Here is a 16037-nt window from a genome sequence, read left to right as displayed (position 1 = left end):
CATATGTTAATTTCAAAATGTTAGAGCGTCAACCAGTAGATCTAAAGAACTATCAATTCGATGTCGATATAGGAATAATAGGTTCTGCTCTCTTATAGTAGATGACCTTGTAAAAATACGTTCAGGATGGTGTCCAATGGTTCATGTCACACAAAGAAATATTGCAGTATCTATTATCCTTACTCTGATTACGTGCGGCATCTACGGTATTTATTGGTTCATTGTATTGACCAATGATGTGGGCAAATTAAGCGGAGATCATAACTTTACGGGAGGCAAGCACTTCCTGCTTACGCTTGTCACTTGCGGCATCTGGTCCTATGTGTGGGCTTACCAGGTTGGTAAACAAGTGCAAGAAGCGCAACGTCAACGCGGCATGATCGCATCCGACAACTCGATCTTGTACCTCGTATTGAATTTCTTCGGTCTCGGCATTGTGACTTATGCAATCGTACAATTGGATGTTAACCGGTTGGCGTAACCTCTCAGTTGATCCGGCGGGGCGTCGCCTTCTGATCCGCGGTTCACTAATCGCCTGTGCCGGTCTGCTGTACTTGCTGATATGGCTTCCGCTTACAGATATCGGCATCCCTTGCGTGTTCCACCTTGTAACGGGTTTATACTGCCCTGGCTGCGGCATTACGCGGGCAGCGCTCAGCCTGCTGCATGGTCAAGTTGCCCAAGCGCTCCGGTATAATCCGCTGGTCTTCACGCTTGCTCCAATGTATGCGGTCTACTGGCTGTGCATGAGACTGCAGCATCGACGGGCAGGACGTGCCGTAATGGCGGTCATGCTAACCCTCACGATTGCGTTCGGCATCGTTCGCAATATTCCGATCGGCGACTTCTTAGCCCCGACTATCATCGATTAAACAGGAACAAAAGCGCTGCAGAATGATTCTGCAGCGCTTTTGTATGTGAGCATTATTTTACTTGTACAGTACCTTCTCCACGTTGTACTTCGCGCGGTATTTATTGATGATATAGGTCTCGTATATTTCACGTTCAACCGCATCCTCAACAACATAAACCTCGATGGTTGCTACCTCATCACGGTAGTTCTTCATCGGCGATACGGTATCTTCAAAGTGCTTCTTGATCCGCGGCCGCAGCTTGCGCGCCTTCCCAACGAACAGCAGCTCCTGCCGGTCATTGTAGAATAAGAAAATACCGCCCTTCTCCCGCGTGATGAGATGGAAATCGGTAAACCCATAAATGTTGCTCATCTGCGGGTTCTTCTGCTTCTCGATCGAAACATCCATTGCTGGCATCGTGATCGTAATCACGTCGTTCACTCCCTCGTCGTTAACTGCATCTATCATCACACTATCATATATTTCCGCACAACACCATTTTCAGCATGAACAAGGGCAGCGGCGCTTCTATACGGCATATAAAAAGGGCTGGACCACTGCTGATGCAGCGGGTCCAACCCTTGTCCATTGTATATGGATTACGCTTTGTTCGACGAACCGAACTCGCGGATTTTACCGATAACCGTCGTTTTGATCGCTTCACGGCCTGGAGCCAGGAATTTACGTGGATCGTAAACGTCATGGTCGTTCGTGAGGATCTCACGAGCAACTTTCGTGAATGCGATTTGGTTTTCCGTGTTAACGTTGATTTTAGCCGTACCGCGTGCGATCGCCTTTTGGATGTGCTCCGTAGGGATACCTGTGCCGCCGTGCAATACGAGTGGCAGGCTGATCGTTTTGCAGATTTCTTCCATTTCAGCAAAGCCCAGTTTAGGCTCGCCTTTGTAAGGACCATGAACGGAACCAAGCGCTGGCGCGAGGCAGTCGATGCCTGTGCGTTCAACGATCGCTTTGCACTCATTGATATCAGCGTAGATAACGCCTTCAGCTACTACGTCGTCCTCTTGGCCGCCAACCGTACCAACTTCAGCTTCTACCGAAACGCCGCGTGCATGAGCGTATTCAACAACTTCCGAAGTGATGCGGATGTTCTCTTCGATCGGATCATGCGAAGCGTCGATCATAACAGACGTGAAGCCTGCGTCGATAGCCGCTTTACATTTGTCAACGCTAGAACCATGGTCGAGGTGGATTGCCACTGGAACCGTGATGTTACCTTCTTCGATCAGGGATTTAACGATTGCCGTAACAACTTTGAAGCCGCCCATGTAACGAGCTGCGCCTTCGGATACGCCCAGAATAACTGGCGATTTCTCTTCTTGAGCTGCCGCCAGGATCGCTTGCGTCCACTCGAGGTTATTGATGTTGAATTGACCAACTGCATAACCTTCCGCCAGAGCTTTGATAAGCATTTCTTTCATCGAAACCAATGCCATTGTAAATCCTCCTTAAAAATAATTACAGGTGTCAACCTTTCAATCATACCCAATTATAGCCTGAGCTATAATCGGCCCGAACGGAATGGGGGCTTTCGGCTTTCCACGTTCACGTTCTACTTATATTCCTACATGTTATCACAAAATTAGTGATAAAACTACCAATAGCAGGGCTGTAATTTGGAAACCATTTCGTGCCAACATTGTGACCGCAAGCCTTCGTACTACGATCCGGTTTGTCTATATCCTTCTCAACTCTATTGAGCGTCTGTCATTATTTTGTTAAATTGTAAGTATTAATAAAGATGCCGAAGGCGGAGGGATCGGAATTGTCGATTATGGTGACAGCCAGGCAGTTGAAGCACTCTAAACATCCTTTGGTTAGACTCGCTGTATATCCGCTAGCGAAGGGCTGGCGAATGGCTCATATCTTGAAACGCGGTATGACCGATCCGAATTACCGATCCATTATTCGTTTGAGATTGTTCAACAGGCAGCAGGTCCATCAGACCTCATCCACGACCTTGTTGAACCGTTACCCGATTTTGTTCCATGCATGCCGCAACTACTTGTACAATCATTATAAGGCGACGCAAGAACCGCTTAACATCCTTTCCTTTGGCTGCTCGACCGGCGAGGAAGTGCTGTCGCTCCGTCAGTATTTTCCGAATGCCCGCATCGTTGGTGCCGAGATTAACCTGCGCAGCCTCGCTATTTGCCGATCGCATCCTGTAGACGACAAGATCTCATTCATCTATTCTTCACCTGAAGAGATTCAGAAGCACGGCCCATACGATGCCATATTCTGTATGGCTGTCATGCAGCGCAAGCCTATGGATACAGCCCGGAAAGGGATTCGCAGCCTGAAGAACATCTACCCGTTCGAACGCTTCCAAGAGCAGATTGAACGGCTCGACCCCTTGCTGCGGCCGGACGGCCTGCTCATCGTTCACTTCTCGCAATACAACGTACAAGATACATCCATCGCCGGACGATATGTGCCGCTCGGAAATTATAATCAAGATGATTATCAATCCCCGATATTCGATCGCAATAGCAACATTATTGATCCGCCGGTCTCATGGAACAGCATCCACATCAAGAAGTCCTCATTATCTTAGTCAACCAAAGAGCAGCAGGCGCACAATGCCTGCTGCTCTTCAATTTACTCACGACTGCTTGTCTTGCGAAGGCAGACGAATCTCCGCCACTGCCCCTTGACCCGGAATGCTGCTCAGCGATAGAACGCCGCCATGAGCCTGAATGATTTTGAAGCAAACCGTTAGTCCAAGCCCTGTGCCGGACTCCTTCGTCGTGTAGAACGGTTCACCGAGACGTTCTATGACGTGCTTCGGGATGCCGATTCCTTCATCGGCAATTTCAATCCGTACATCCTTCGCCTTATCCTCTTGAATACGGATACGAAGCGCTCCGCCTTCGGGCATCGCCTCAATGGCGTTCTTCATCAGATTGACCAGCACCTGCTTGATCTGATTGACGTCACAGAGCACGTCCGGCACATTGGGCTGCACATTGATTTGAATCATAACGTTGGTCAGAATCGCCTGCGACTCCATTATCGGCACGATGTCTTCCAGCATACGCCCCATGTTGTAAGGAACAAGCTGGCTCAACTGGCCTGGCCGCGAGAGCACCATTAAATTCGCCTACAATGTAATTAATGCGTTCAAGCTCCGTCAGCATCATCTCGTAATAGCGTTGATTGCCGCCCGCCGACTTGTGCAGCAGCTGCGTAAAGCCTTTAAGTGCCGTTAGCGGATTGCGAATCTCGTGTGCTACACCCGCCGCTAGTTGTCCGACTACCGACAGCTTCTCCGAACGAATCATCCGCTGCTCGGACAGCTTGCTCTCCGTCACATCCAGCAGCGTACCCGATATAGCCGGCTGTCCCTCATAGAAGGCACCTGAAGCTTGCAACTCTAGAAAAAGCTCCGATTGATGCGCTCCGATCGCCTTTACGCTGAGACGAGTGGAGTGCTTTACATCCGCTATCGAAAGAAACTGCTCTTTCAGCCTTGTCCGATCCATGACAGCGATATAATCGGCGAGCGGTTTGCCGAGCATCTGCCCCGACTTTACGCCAAATGTGCTCTCTAATTGCTGATTTACATAGACAAGTCTGCCTTCCTGCTCGATAAATACGCCGAATAGCGAGCTCTCGACGAAGTTCCGATAATTGATGTCCGTTTGTATTAACGCTGCGCCCGTTGATTCCAACTCATAAATGCCGACTGTTAACCGTACAACGAGCAATACGATCGTAAGAATTGCGCCAACACTAAGAATCGTGAGCTTCCCGTTGTAACAGATCATGACGATGAGCGCCGCATTCACGATCAGAATGAGCCCATACCGCCGTAAAAACAAGGTGAAGGAGCCTTCTGGTGCAGTCGCTGCGTCCGCATGAACGCGCCGATCCAGCTCCGGCAATGCAGCAAAACCTGTCATCAAGGTTCCGAGCAGCCAGCAAACATCGTTGATCCAAGAGTTAATTCCCGGCAAGAAGTAAATAAACATCGTATTACCGGCAAGCCGCAGAATAAATCCTAACAGCAGCAACCGATTCGCAAGTGAAGTATAACCTGATCGGCCCGTTAAGGAGAGATAAAGCAGCAGGAATATGACGACCGCATTCGCCGAGGAGTTAGCGAGCATATAACCGATAACTTCATTCGGTATATGGTTGTCTTGTATGAACAGCCGTTCAAGTTGAAGCTTCCAATACAGCGTGCTCGCCACTGCGACGAGCAGTAAGATCTCGATAATGAAGCCGCGCGCGATCTTCGCGCTTCGAAGCCTATCCCGGTACTGATAATAAATACCGATAATAATAAATCCGTAGTAAAGCAACCATAAGTATCCCGGAAACCCGAGATAAAGGGGTTCACTCCCTGTAAGCAGCACCTGTGATGTCCAGCCCAGTTGCGCGATTGTATGGTCAAGCATGCCCAGACCAAAAAACAGCCAAAGCTTCGACTGCTTGTTCGATAATCGATAAGCACGAAACATCATCATCATCGTGTAGAAGGAGGCAGCTAGTTGAATGCCGTTGCTGACGATTGTTCCGGTGAATGTCTCCTTGCGCCACACTGCCAGCCAGACCGCGCATGCCGCTAGCAGCATGAAACCTAGATGCACATAATACTTTTTGTTATTTATCATGCTCCCCCCCCAGATGGACATCTATCTAGCCGTTTAATCATGTTAAATGGATGTATTCGATTCAAAAATTTAAACTCCTTCATTACTGTACGCCACCTAGTTCACTAACCTTTCTTATACGGAAGAGGCCCTTTCCTCCATTATCCAGATCTCATATTCGTTCTTCCTGCCAGTTGACCCCGCAGTCAGAACATGTGCTTTACCTGTTACCGATAACTCCACCGATCGCCGAAGTAATGGAGTACTGGACGATTCTTCAATTCTTCAATCTTCAATTCTTCACTAGTCATTAATGGAATGGGAAAACCTTTACCGATGCTTATAGGGTGGGAAACCGCGTTCGGGGATGGAATTTATTGTTAACAACGATTGTTCTTTTCCTTCACACTAGGAAAACTAATAAATTCTTTGAGTTGTAACTGCAAGATTCCGCAGCATCATTATAGCAAATAGATGCCAAGGCTAGGCGTCATTTCCGTGAATATTCTAAAAACCCATAATCATACACCTAAATTGTATAATAATAGCCTCCGAATCCACAGTTATCTTGGCTCCGGAGGCTTTCTTAGTCCTTTATTTCGTTGCTCTTCGTTGATATGTGGTTGTTACCCTATTCGACCCGCTGCTGAAATGCCTCAATCATACGGCTCATGTGCGTCTCTTTGTCTGTCATATAAGCCAGCATATAATCGTCGCCGTTTCGACGATTAAAGGCATCCGCGAGAGAGGCAATCTCCTGTTCCAGCCAATCCAAGGTTACGCGTCCATCCTCCACCAGCTTCTTCCGCCTTTTCTTCCGATGCCATTCCTGCAGAAACAGCCGTACAGACAACAAGTAGTTGAACCGTTCCCAACTGGGCTTGTATTCCAGCCCATAACGGATCGTCTCGTTGTAAATCTTCACAGCCTTCGGCAGATCCGTCACAGTGAAAAACTCGAGGAACACGCCCTGCTCCTCAATAAACTGAGGTCCCTTGATCGTTCGGAATGCCTTCTTGCCTACCGCAACAGCCTCTTCGTACTGCTTCAGCTTCAATAGCGGCACCATCACTTCACTATAGGTTGCTTGCGGGATGGATCGACAGACCATTTTGCCATCCAGAATCGGCTTTACCGCCTGCATTCCCCGCTTTAGCTGATTAGCCGAGAAGAGATAATGGCCGAACGCGTTCTGCTCGCATGCCCGGCAATCCGCCAGCGCGTCACGGGACGCTGTACGCCACTGCTTATAGCATTCTGTCGCTTCCTGCGTAAGTCCCCGCGAGAGCAGGTAGACGCTTCGCTTATGGTAATAGGTACGAAGCGAGTATCCGTATTCGATGCATCGCCGCTTAAAGTCTTCGAATACGGCCTCAATCTGTTCCAGACGGAATACAGGGAAACGCCATATCATCCCGATGACCCATTTGTAATACCACATGATCTCATGTTGGGAATAGGAACCCGGCGACTGATCGTACTTAGCTAGGCACCATGCGAACGCGGTGATCATTCTTTCCTGCGTACCGGCTTCCGCTGCAGCAGCAAAATAACTGGTGCGCGCATTGTAGGCGTCCTCTTCCGTCATATACCGATCAGCAATCCGGATCATTTCCTCCAGCACCAACAGCTTCTGCTTGCCCTCCGGCATACTCCAGCTGCTGCGTCTCAGTTCATCGTAACGATTCTTCATCGCGCAACCTCGGCTCCATCGAGCCCACGGTTCATGAACTGCAGCAGCGAATCGTTCATCATTCGCAGTTCGGCCGGTCCCATCGGATGATTGCCAAGCAGCAGCGCCTGCGTGTAGAACAGTTCGATGCTCGCCTTGCGCAGCTGAGGATCGTTCGACTCCATCGCTTTGCGGACCATCGGGTTGTTATAGTTGAAGCACAGCTTCGCGTATGGCGTATCATACAGGTCGTTGCGAATGACGTGGACAATATCCGCGAAGAGCTCATTGGCCCGCTGTTCACTCTCTTCCGCGAGCTTGAAGAAATTCACGTCCTGATTCGTGTTATACAATACCGGAATATCCGCAGGCTCGAACCAACGGACGAGCGAACGGCACTGGAAGCTCTCCAGAAGTGCATCGCTCTGATCGATGAACGGCTGGACCGTAAGCCTGTCCTCCAGATCAAGCTCCTCGAACTGATTGGCGAACTCCAGCGTGTTCAGAATGTCGACCGTAACGTCTTCGGCTATCTCCGTTACCTTGCGTACCAGATCCAGATCATGCACGTAGCCGCCGTTTACAACCAAGAGCTCTTGGGCACGCGCCACACGAGCTACCTGACGATACTCATCAAGCGTCGTCGTCACATACACCAAGCGATGATCAAGTAAAATCTCAGCCATCGTCAGCTCGCCATATGAAGTCTCGAAGCGCAAATGACGAATGAACAACGCATACAGCTCATCATCTTCAACCGCCATTGTCTTGATCGAGGCATAATGGATAAGGACAAGGCGGCGGAACAGATCGGCATCCCGATTCGCAAGCTCAATAAGGTAACGTTTGATACACTCGCCCAGCTCATCTCGCACGGCGAAGAATAGATCGTTCTCTTGGAAAGCTTCACGCGATGCGGTCGGACGCAAGCTGCTCGTATTAATAATGCCATTGACGAAGAACGCCCACGGTGGAAGAATGTTCGTCATCCGATCGGAGAGCAGCATATTTTTGAGATACACCCGATGCTTCTTCTCGTCCTGCAGACTGACCGCATAAGGCAAAATATGCGCAATACCTTGTACGCCGCCGATCACCGAGGTGAGCGGAATAATGTCCAACGGCTTATTGTAAGCAATGCCCTCAACGTATGCCATCGCCTCCGGCTTGTCCATCAGCCACGGCGGCTTCGATTCGTTAATCGTCCGTTCATATTTCTCTTCTATTAACATAACCGGCGTCGGCAAATACTGCCCATACTTCTCCAGCAGCTCGCTGACACGGTAATATTCAAAATAATCATCAAATTCCGGTTTCGCCTTCAAATAAACCGTTGTTCCGACTGGCACCTGCCGCTTCAGCTTCTTGATCGAGTATGTCCCGTCCGGCTTACCCCGCCATTCTAACGGCTCAGCATCTTCATTAGCGGAACGTGTGATCAGCACGATCTCCTCGCTGACAACAAAGCATGACAGCAACCCGACACCGAATTGGCCGATGAAATCATCCGCCGAGTCCTGATCCTCTCGCTTCGCAGAACCGCCAATCCGCGCGAGAAACTGCTCAATTTCCTCCTCTGTCAGGCCGCAGCCGTTATCCGTGAAAGAGATCGTGTGCGAAGAGAAAATTTCGACTTTAACCGTCTCATCGAACGTATGCCCGAGACGCTTGCGGGCAGTAACGGCGTCAACGCTGTTCTGCAGCAATTCACGGATGAACACGCCTGGTTCGGAGTAGAGATGATTGGACAACAGATCGATAACGCCTTGCAGATTAACTTGAAAATTCAAATTTTTCATGTCGGCACCTTCAATGGTAATGGATAAAATACGAGCTGCAAGATTAGTATAACAAAGGAATCTATGTATGCTATATCAAATTTCGATAGGAACATAACAGAAGGAAAAAGCCTTGAATTCCGCTGCCGCGGCGTTCAAGGCTTCGTGGTGCAAGATCGGATTACAGTACGCGTCTTGCTGTTGCATAGCGCTTCGTATAATCGCTCAGGTTGCGGATATAGATGCCGTTCATGTTCGTGCCAATCGTGTTATGAATGAATTTGCCATTGCCAATGTAGATGCCGACATGGTTGATCGTCGACGTCTTGCCGTTGTTGAAGAAGATCAAATCGCCCTTCTGCAGATTGCTCTTCGCCACATACTTGCCCTGCAGGCGTTGGCTGCTCGTGCCCCACTTCAGGCTGACGCCGTATTTGCCGAACACATATTTCGTGAATGAGGAGCAATCGAATATAAGCTTACTCGGGTTGTTCGTCCCGAACTTGTACGTTACTTTGCCTTGCAGCGATTTCGCGTAAGCGATAATGCCGTCCGCCTTCGCGGATGTTGTCGTCGCGGCAGCCGCATGGGCTTGTCCGACATTGATGCCGTCAATAACGGATGCGCCAGACAGAAGAGCGAAGCAGCAGGTCGTTGCAATGACCGTTTTTTTCATCCAATTGAGTGTCATGTTGTACCTCCCTGTTGTTGGTCTCGTGCTGTAGGGGTAGTATAACATGCTGTTTTCGCCAACTAGTGGAATCTAAGCGCTTTCTAATTTACCAATAATTACAACACACATAAATCTATTTCCTCTTATGGTTAGTCCTCGCTTCCCGCGGCCGCCAGTTAATCATGAGAATAAGCTGCTCCTGCATGTAAGACGGAGGATACTTAAACCCGCCTTCGATCCAATGAAAAATAAGGCCAAGCAAGGCGTGAATCGCATAAACAGCCGATAGCTCGGGATTAATATTATTGTCTGTGTTCTCGTAGACGAGCTCCTCCATCGTGATCTGCTTAATAGCCTGGAACATCCGCTCCTTCAGGCTGAGGATGACCTTGCTCTTGAGCAGTATCGCGTAGACGGCTGCATTGGCATAAATATGCTCGAAGATTTGAACGGAATTCGCCGTAAGCTCATCGATTCGGAAAATGTCCTGATGCTCATAAGGCGCACGGAAGGACTGCATCAGGTCTTGAATCAAGTCCTCCATGATGTCGCCTAGCAGCGCTTCCTTGTTCTCGTAATGGGTATAGAACGTTCCACGGTTATAGTTGGCTTTCTCGACGATTTCGGTTATCGATATGGCGTCGAAATCCTTCTGCTCCATTAAGCGAAGCAGCGCCTGCTTGAGCGCTTCCTTGCTGCGCAGGACGCGTCTATCCACTTTTTTGCCCATCCCGGTCATAAAAAACCATCCTTCATTATTCAACAAATGGCGTCGAAATGATCGTTAACTAACAAACGCTCTGTTTTTACTCATTGTTTGACTGGTTCTATACTCATTATACTCGAATTAAACAGATGTATGGTTATTCAACATCTGTCTACTAACTAACCTTTGGAGGTCATCCGAATGAGACTTTCTGGACAAGTTGCTGTTGTGACAGGCGCTGCATCAGGTATGGGGAAAGCAATTGCCGAGCTGTATGCGGCTGAAGGAGCGAAAGTTGTTGTATCCGACTTGCGCATTGAAGCTGCGCAAGCCGTTGTAGACGGAATCGAGGCCAAAGGCGGCACTGCCCTAGCAGTGGCAGCGAACGTAGCGAAGGAAGAAGATGTGCAGCAGCTGATCGATGCAACCGTCGAGAAGTTCGGCACAATTGATATATTGGTGAACAACGCCGGCATTATGGACAACTTCGTCCCTGCGGGCGATCTAACGGACGAGCTGTGGGATCGCGTATTCGCGGTCAATACGACGGGCCCTATGCGCACGACGCGCAAAGTGCTGCCGCTGTTCCTGGAGAAGCAAGCCGGCGTTATCGTCAACATCGCCTCCGCAGGCGGTCTGCATGGTTCCCGCGCCGGTGCGGCATATACGGCTTCGAAGCACGCCGTTGTCGGCTTCACGAAGAACGTCGGCTTCCAATATGCGAAACAGGGCATCCGCTGCAACGCGATCGCGCCGGGCGGCGTCGCCACGAACATTGCGGCATCGCTGACAGCGCCCAATCCTTTCGGAGCTGAGCGCGCTATGGCCGGCATGTCCATCAACCCGCGTACCGGCGAACCAGAGGAAATCGCGAAGGTCGCGCTATTCCTTGCTTCGAGCGAGTCCAGCTTCGTCAACGGCACGGTTATTGCGGCCGATGCGGGATGGACGGCTTATTAAATTAATCCAGCAATCGGATAGTGCCAACAAGAAGAAGCTGCACTGCGGGGTAATTAATCGCGGTGCAGCTTTTTTTGTGACCACAACGGGTTACTCCGCCAACGAAGCAGCCCCTCGAATAACTGCCGCAATGACTGCCGCAATCCGAAACGGCTTGTCTGTAAGAAGCGTGTACAGTTGCGCGATGCTGGCAACTAACAGAACCGCAAAGACAGCCATCTCCCGTTTCAGCCGCTTACGCTTCCAATAATAATAGAAGAGCACAGCGCCAAAAAGAACGACCAGAAGAAACGGAATCATCTCGCACCTCCTTTCCTTCCCGCGCCTGCGAAGTGAGCCCCTATCAAGAGTACCTGTATAATGACCGCGCAGAGCCTGTGATTGGGCAGCATCCATTCCCTTGTCTAAATCCCTAATATCGTCTCCAACGTTTCTCGGATTATTCGTGGTCGGATGATTGTGGCTATATAATAATTCCCCGACTTCCATAAGATCAGAGGTCTTGTTCACGCCTTTCTATGATTCTCGCATAAGCTATATTAGTCTTAGTAGAGAGGAGGATGCGCATATGGGCAGACTTATTGATGGCAAAACATCCCAAAATGCAAGCTATGGCAACTCCATAGCAATCCCAATCCTTGTTGTTGACGCTCCCGAGCTGTTTGGTCAGATAGGTCTTAATACTGCAGGAGTAGGCGCAACACCACGCGTTCAGCTGAAAGGCACGATCGCGCTGCAATTGCCGCTTGCACTGCTTGGCATTACGATCACAGTTGTAAGAGGTACGGCGCCTACGGATCCGCTAGTATATTCGTTGAATTCGACATTCGAGCTCAGCATTACAACGGCACAAATCCTGACGTTCTCTGCTGACGATTACAATCCGCCGATCCCTGATGATGGACTGCTCGTCTACACAGCATTTGTATCGTCCAACCTGCTCGGCACGATTCGTGTTGGCCCTGAGAACTTCGACGGCATTCTGATCAGCGAGTAATGTAACCGGTCAAGCCCTAAGCTCCCTCTTATGTAGGAACCGCAACATGGATGGAGCTTTTTGCCTTGCTTCCGAAAAGCTTAAGGCCCATTCCGCGAAGGAATGGGCCTCTATGATTGCTCATACATACGGATACGGATATGGATGAACCGCTCCGCTTAGGTCTCGGTCATTATACCCCCGTTAACGTGAAGCACCTGCCCCGTTACGAAGGAAGAATCGTCAGATGCTAGATAAATATAGGTCGGCGCAAGCTCGAACGGTTGGCCCGCCCGCTTCATCGGCGTCTCCAGGCCGAACGTCTTCACGTGCTCTGCCGAATAGCTGGACACGATAAGCGGCGTCCAGATCGGGCCTGGCGCTACGGCGTTCACCCGAATGCCTTTGCTCACCAGCTGCAGCGACAGCGAACGCGTGAACGATACGATCGCGCCTTTGGTAGACGAGTAGTCGACCAGCAGCGGCGCGCCCGCATAAGCGGTCACAGAAGCCGTATTCACGATAGCGCTGCCCGGCTTTAAGTGCGGCAGTGCCGCCTTCGTCATATAGAACATCGGGAATATATTCGTCCGATACGTATTCTCGAGCTGCTCATCGGTTATGTCCGCAATGCTGGTCTGCGGAAACTGAACGCCTTGATTCAAGACGAGCACGTCCAATCTTCCGTAAGCCTCCAATGTTCGGCGAACGACCTCGGCCGAGAATGCCGGCCGGCGCAAGTCGCCCTCAATAAGAAGGCAGCGACCGCCGTACTTCTCCACCATTTGCTTCGTCGCTTCAGCATCCTTGCGTTCATAGAGATAGACAATGGCAACGCACGCGCCTTCCTTCGCGAAACCAATCGCTACCGCGCGGCCGATACCGCTGTCTCCCCCTGTAATGATAGCCGCCTTCCCCGTCAGCTTCCCGCTTCCCTTGTACTGCGGGTTGTCCGAGATCGGGATCGGATTCATGAGGTATTCAAGACCAGGCTGTACATTCTGATGCTGCGGCGGGAATGTAATCGGTCGCTGGGTGCAGTGCGTCTCATAACCGTAATACGGATAATAAGGGATCACCGTTCATATCCTCCTTCGCCATACTTCGCATAAGCAGGATATTCGCCCATCTTGGCTTTGGTGACCGACCGGCGTCCCTTTATCTATTGTCGTTATCGAACGGCGTGCAGCGCCTCAAGCGCCTTTTGCTCGCTGCTTACGAAGAAGAACTGCTTTCCTTGATTGCTCTCATAGATGAAATCTCTCAGGCTCTTGCTGTCATATCCGCTGTAATCGCCGACAATCGCCAGCTTGACGCCATAGTTCACATATTTCTGCAATATATCGCCCGCAAGCTTCGTCCTCAGCTCGAAGAAATCTTCTGTAAGATTGGACTTGTAAAGCACTAGCTTGTGGCAGTCCACCTCATAACTCACCGTTGCCATCAGGTCCAATGCGTCCTGCACCTCCTTGATGACAACCTCATTGCTTCTAATAATGGCAACGTTCGAACCGTCCTGCTGGTCTACTTGAATCTGCATCGTGCAGACGCTCCTTCCTCTACTGTGTACTCGTTAAAAAATAAGGCACAGTGCGCAGGCACTGTGCCTTCTATTATTTTGGACAAAGATCAGCGTTATTCCTCTTCTTCTTCAAGACGAATATCGGCAATGAGCTTCGCATATAACAGCACCTGGTCGATGACGAACACATCGGCGGCTGATCCTGCAAACTACGCTGGATGCTTCGGCCTGCTTGAGACGAGTTCCCGGACATGAATAAGACCCCCTTCATACACATGACGTAATCAATGAGACTTGGCAAGCCAACGGCCGTAAAACCATCGTCTCATGCATATGTGCAAGGGGGCCTTTCCTATTCGATGAATTAACGCTCAACAATACTGCAGCTTTCGGTACACATTACGGTATACCCAGGCAGCATTCACGAGCAGCAGTGCGCTGGTCGTGAAGAACACATAGCGGACGCCGAGCCACGCGGCTACCTGTCCGCCCAGCACCGCGCCCCCGAAGGCGCCGAGGTACATCGCCGACATATTGAAGCCGAACACGCGTCCAGTGAGCGACGCTGGCGTTATTTTGCGCAGCAGGATGTTCACGGACGGAGCAAGTCCCGCTGCTGTAATGCCAAGCGCGAACCGAAGCGCCATCAACTCCCATGGGTTTCGGACGAACGCCTGCGGAATGAACAGTATGCCTGCCGCCAGCAGTGCGATCAGAATTACCTTGTGCGCGCCGATTCGATCCGAGAGCTTGCCAAGCTTTGGTGCGGCAAGGATGTTCGCCAGGCCAGAAGCCGAGAAGGTCAGTCCAGCGATCAGCGCTACATGGGTCAGATGCTCGGACAGCTCGGAGACGTACACGGTCATGATTGGCTCAATTGAATAGAGCGCCGTCGTAAGGACGAAGAATGTCACGAATAACGTAATGGTCAGGCTCTTCTCTGGCACCTGACGCCACAGCTCCCGTGCGCTTATAACTTGCTTGTCTTCACGAACGAACGTCTCCTTCACGAAGAACAAGGTACAGAAGAACGCGATCAGCATAAACCCGCCTGTCAACACGAACACATCCCGCATCCCAACGTTCTCCGCAATGAATCCGCCAATTGTCGGCCCAAGCAGTGAACCCGCTATACTCGCTGTCGAGAGCGTGCCCAGCGCATAGCCGGCATGTTCCTTGTCTGTCTGTGTCGCGATCAAGGTCGTGCAGGCGGTGCTGTATCCCGTGATTACGCCCTGCAGCAGCCTTAATCCAATGAGGACATAGACGTTCGGAGCGAAGCCCATGCAGCCTACCACGATCGCCATTCCTAGGCTGGCGCGAAGCAGCATCAACTTTCGGCCGTATTTGTCCGCCATGAGTCCCCAGATCGGAGAGAACACTGCGGATAGGATGAACGTAACGCCGAAGGCAAAACCCGATAGCTGGGCGACTGAATCTGAGTTGTCAACGCCTAGATGCTCAATGTAGAGCGGCAGTACAGGCGCAAGCTGACTCATGCCGATGCCGGTGGCAAACATGCCGAACCAGCAGACGATCAGATTGCGTCTCCAGATCGGCATAGCCCTTAAGCTAGGGAGCCTGCCCATGTTTCTACCGTCATGACATCCGCCTGTCTCGGAAAGACTTTATCCATCAGAACGCCATGTACTTCAGGGTCAAGATCGAGGCAGGCATCGGACAATACCGTGATGGAATAGTCCTTATCTGCCGCCTCACGAACCGTCGACAGCACAACGCCGCTCGTCGAGATACCGGACAAGATAAGCGTATCGATCTCTTGGGCGCGTAGAATCTGTTCTAATGTGCTGCCGGCAAAGGCGCTGACGCGCACCTTCGTAATGACTGGCTCACCAGGCTGAGGCTTAACCGAGTCATGGATCTGCATTCCCTCGCCTCCCGCTGGAATGCCGGACTGCGCGAGACGACCGAACATTTTGTTCCGAGGATGAACTTCAGTGTAGCCTTCCATGAACCCTACTCGTACATAAATAACAGGAATGTGGTGTGTGCGCGCCGCTTCGATCGCTTGCTGGAACGGTGCAATAACCTCTGGATTGGATGCGTAACGCGATATGATTGAATTCTGCAAATCCATCACTAATAAAGCTGATTTACTCATTCGTTGCCCACTCCTCTTCCCTATGCTAACATTAAGCGGAGACATCTCCACTTGATAATAAACGGAGACATCTCCGCTTGTCAAGCACCCCCAATCAGCAATGTGTCCATGCAGCGATAACATGATAGAATAGGGATAGCTATAAAGGCTTCAGG

The 16037-nt window shown here is 50.6% G+C and carries 18 protein-coding genes; 5 read left to right on the top strand and 13 right to left on the bottom strand.

Annotated features, from left to right (window positions below; translation table 11 throughout):
- The first annotated feature begins 136 nt into the window (after window positions 1-136).
- A complete protein-coding gene (locus H8B09_RS17465) occupies window positions 137-481 on the top strand; it encodes a DUF4234 domain-containing protein (RefSeq protein ID WP_191204833.1) in 345 nt (114 codons plus the stop codon).
- Window positions 444-872: a DUF2752 domain-containing protein gene (locus tag H8B09_RS17460; protein ID WP_224753705.1), complete on the top strand. Its 429-nt coding sequence runs from the start codon at window positions 444-446 to the stop codon at window positions 870-872. Before H8B09_RS17465 ends, H8B09_RS17460 begins: the two co-directional genes overlap by 38 nt.
- Before the next feature lie 57 nt (window positions 873-929).
- On the opposite strand, the gene H8B09_RS17455 is transcribed toward H8B09_RS17460, so the two are convergent.
- Window positions 930-1286: a nucleotide excision repair endonuclease gene (locus H8B09_RS17455; protein WP_191205154.1), complete on the bottom strand. Its 357-nt coding sequence runs from the start codon at window positions 1284-1286 to the stop codon at window positions 930-932.
- A gap of 167 nt (window positions 1287-1453) precedes the next feature.
- Window positions 1454-2311, bottom strand: a complete 858-nt coding sequence (gene fba / locus H8B09_RS17450) for a class II fructose-1,6-bisphosphate aldolase (protein ID WP_191204831.1) — start codon at window positions 2309-2311, stop codon at window positions 1454-1456.
- Between the two features lie 338 nt (window positions 2312-2649).
- On the opposite strand from fba, the gene H8B09_RS17445 reads away from it, so the two are divergent.
- On the top strand, window positions 2650-3432 hold the full coding sequence (locus H8B09_RS17445) for a class I SAM-dependent methyltransferase (RefSeq protein WP_224753748.1): 783 nt from the start codon (window positions 2650-2652) through the stop codon (window positions 3430-3432).
- Window positions 3433-3480: 48 nt separating this feature from the next.
- Here the strand turns inward: H8B09_RS17445 and H8B09_RS17440 are convergent, their stop codons facing one another.
- From H8B09_RS17440 to H8B09_RS17415, 6 genes are all read right to left on the bottom strand, one after another.
- Window positions 3481-3858 (bottom strand): sensor histidine kinase, encoded by a 378-nt coding sequence (locus tag H8B09_RS17440; protein ID WP_191204829.1) that lies wholly within the window; start codon window positions 3856-3858, stop codon window positions 3481-3483.
- Window positions 3812-5494 carry a PAS domain S-box protein gene (locus H8B09_RS17435; RefSeq protein WP_191204828.1) on the bottom strand — a complete coding sequence of 561 codons (1683 nt, stop codon included), beginning with the start codon at window positions 5492-5494 and terminating at the stop codon, window positions 3812-3814. Before H8B09_RS17435 ends, H8B09_RS17440 begins: the two co-directional genes overlap by 47 nt.
- Window positions 5495-6104: 610 nt before the next feature.
- Window positions 6105-7166: a hypothetical protein gene (locus H8B09_RS17430; RefSeq protein ID WP_191204827.1), complete on the bottom strand. Its 1062-nt coding sequence runs from the start codon at window positions 7164-7166 to the stop codon at window positions 6105-6107.
- Window positions 7163-8944, bottom strand: a complete 1782-nt coding sequence (locus H8B09_RS17425) for an HSP90 family protein (RefSeq protein WP_224753704.1) — start codon at window positions 8942-8944, stop codon at window positions 7163-7165. Before H8B09_RS17425 ends, H8B09_RS17430 begins: the two co-directional genes overlap by 4 nt.
- Before the next feature lie 160 nt (window positions 8945-9104).
- Window positions 9105-9614, bottom strand: a complete 510-nt coding sequence (locus tag H8B09_RS17420) for a C40 family peptidase (RefSeq protein WP_191204826.1) — start codon at window positions 9612-9614, stop codon at window positions 9105-9107.
- Window positions 9615-9729: 115 nt separating this feature from the next.
- Window positions 9730-10335 carry a TetR/AcrR family transcriptional regulator gene (locus H8B09_RS17415; protein ID WP_191204825.1) on the bottom strand — a complete coding sequence of 202 codons (606 nt, stop codon included), beginning with the start codon at window positions 10333-10335 and terminating at the stop codon, window positions 9730-9732.
- 168 nt (window positions 10336-10503) lie between these two features.
- Between H8B09_RS17415 and H8B09_RS17410 the strand changes: the two genes are divergently transcribed.
- Complete coding sequence (locus tag H8B09_RS17410) at window positions 10504-11262, top strand: SDR family oxidoreductase (RefSeq protein ID WP_191204824.1); 759 nt, start codon at window positions 10504-10506, stop codon at window positions 11260-11262.
- Between the two features lie 90 nt (window positions 11263-11352).
- On the opposite strand, the gene H8B09_RS17405 is transcribed toward H8B09_RS17410, so the two are convergent.
- Window positions 11353-11562, bottom strand: coding sequence for a hypothetical protein (locus tag H8B09_RS17405; RefSeq protein WP_191204823.1), 210 nt, complete (start codon window positions 11560-11562; stop codon window positions 11353-11355).
- A gap of 268 nt (window positions 11563-11830) precedes the next feature.
- On the opposite strand from H8B09_RS17405, the gene H8B09_RS17400 reads away from it, so the two are divergent.
- Window positions 11831-12259, top strand: coding sequence for a hypothetical protein (locus H8B09_RS17400; RefSeq protein WP_191204822.1), 429 nt, complete (start codon window positions 11831-11833; stop codon window positions 12257-12259).
- Between the two features lie 158 nt (window positions 12260-12417).
- Here the strand turns inward: H8B09_RS17400 and H8B09_RS17395 are convergent, their stop codons facing one another.
- The 4 genes from H8B09_RS17395 to H8B09_RS17380 all read right to left on the bottom strand — a co-directional run bounded on the left by H8B09_RS17395 (window position 12418) and on the right by H8B09_RS17380 (window position 15882).
- Window positions 12418-13317 carry an SDR family oxidoreductase gene (locus H8B09_RS17395; RefSeq protein ID WP_191204821.1) on the bottom strand — a complete coding sequence of 300 codons (900 nt, stop codon included), beginning with the start codon at window positions 13315-13317 and terminating at the stop codon, window positions 12418-12420.
- A 92-nt stretch (window positions 13318-13409) separates the two neighbouring features.
- Window positions 13410-13778, bottom strand: coding sequence for a DUF4180 domain-containing protein (locus tag H8B09_RS17390; RefSeq protein WP_191204820.1), 369 nt, complete (start codon window positions 13776-13778; stop codon window positions 13410-13412).
- A 353-nt stretch (window positions 13779-14131) separates the two neighbouring features.
- The gene (locus H8B09_RS17385; protein WP_191204819.1) at window positions 14132-15322 is read right to left on the bottom strand and encodes a multidrug efflux MFS transporter; all 1191 of its coding nucleotides are present in this window, start codon (window positions 15320-15322) and stop codon (window positions 14132-14134) included.
- Window positions 15323-15327: 5 nt separating this feature from the next.
- Window positions 15328-15882 carry a cysteine hydrolase family protein gene (locus tag H8B09_RS17380; protein ID WP_191204818.1) on the bottom strand — a complete coding sequence of 185 codons (555 nt, stop codon included), beginning with the start codon at window positions 15880-15882 and terminating at the stop codon, window positions 15328-15330.
- Between the last annotated feature and the right edge of the window lie 155 nt (window positions 15883-16037).

Source organism: Paenibacillus terricola, assembly GCF_014779765.1.
GTDB classification, from domain to species: Bacteria; Bacillota; Bacilli; order Paenibacillales; family Paenibacillaceae; genus Paenibacillus_T; species Paenibacillus_T terricola.
The sequence above is the reverse complement of the archived record's forward strand: the minus strand, read 5'-3'. Positions and strand labels throughout refer to the sequence as shown.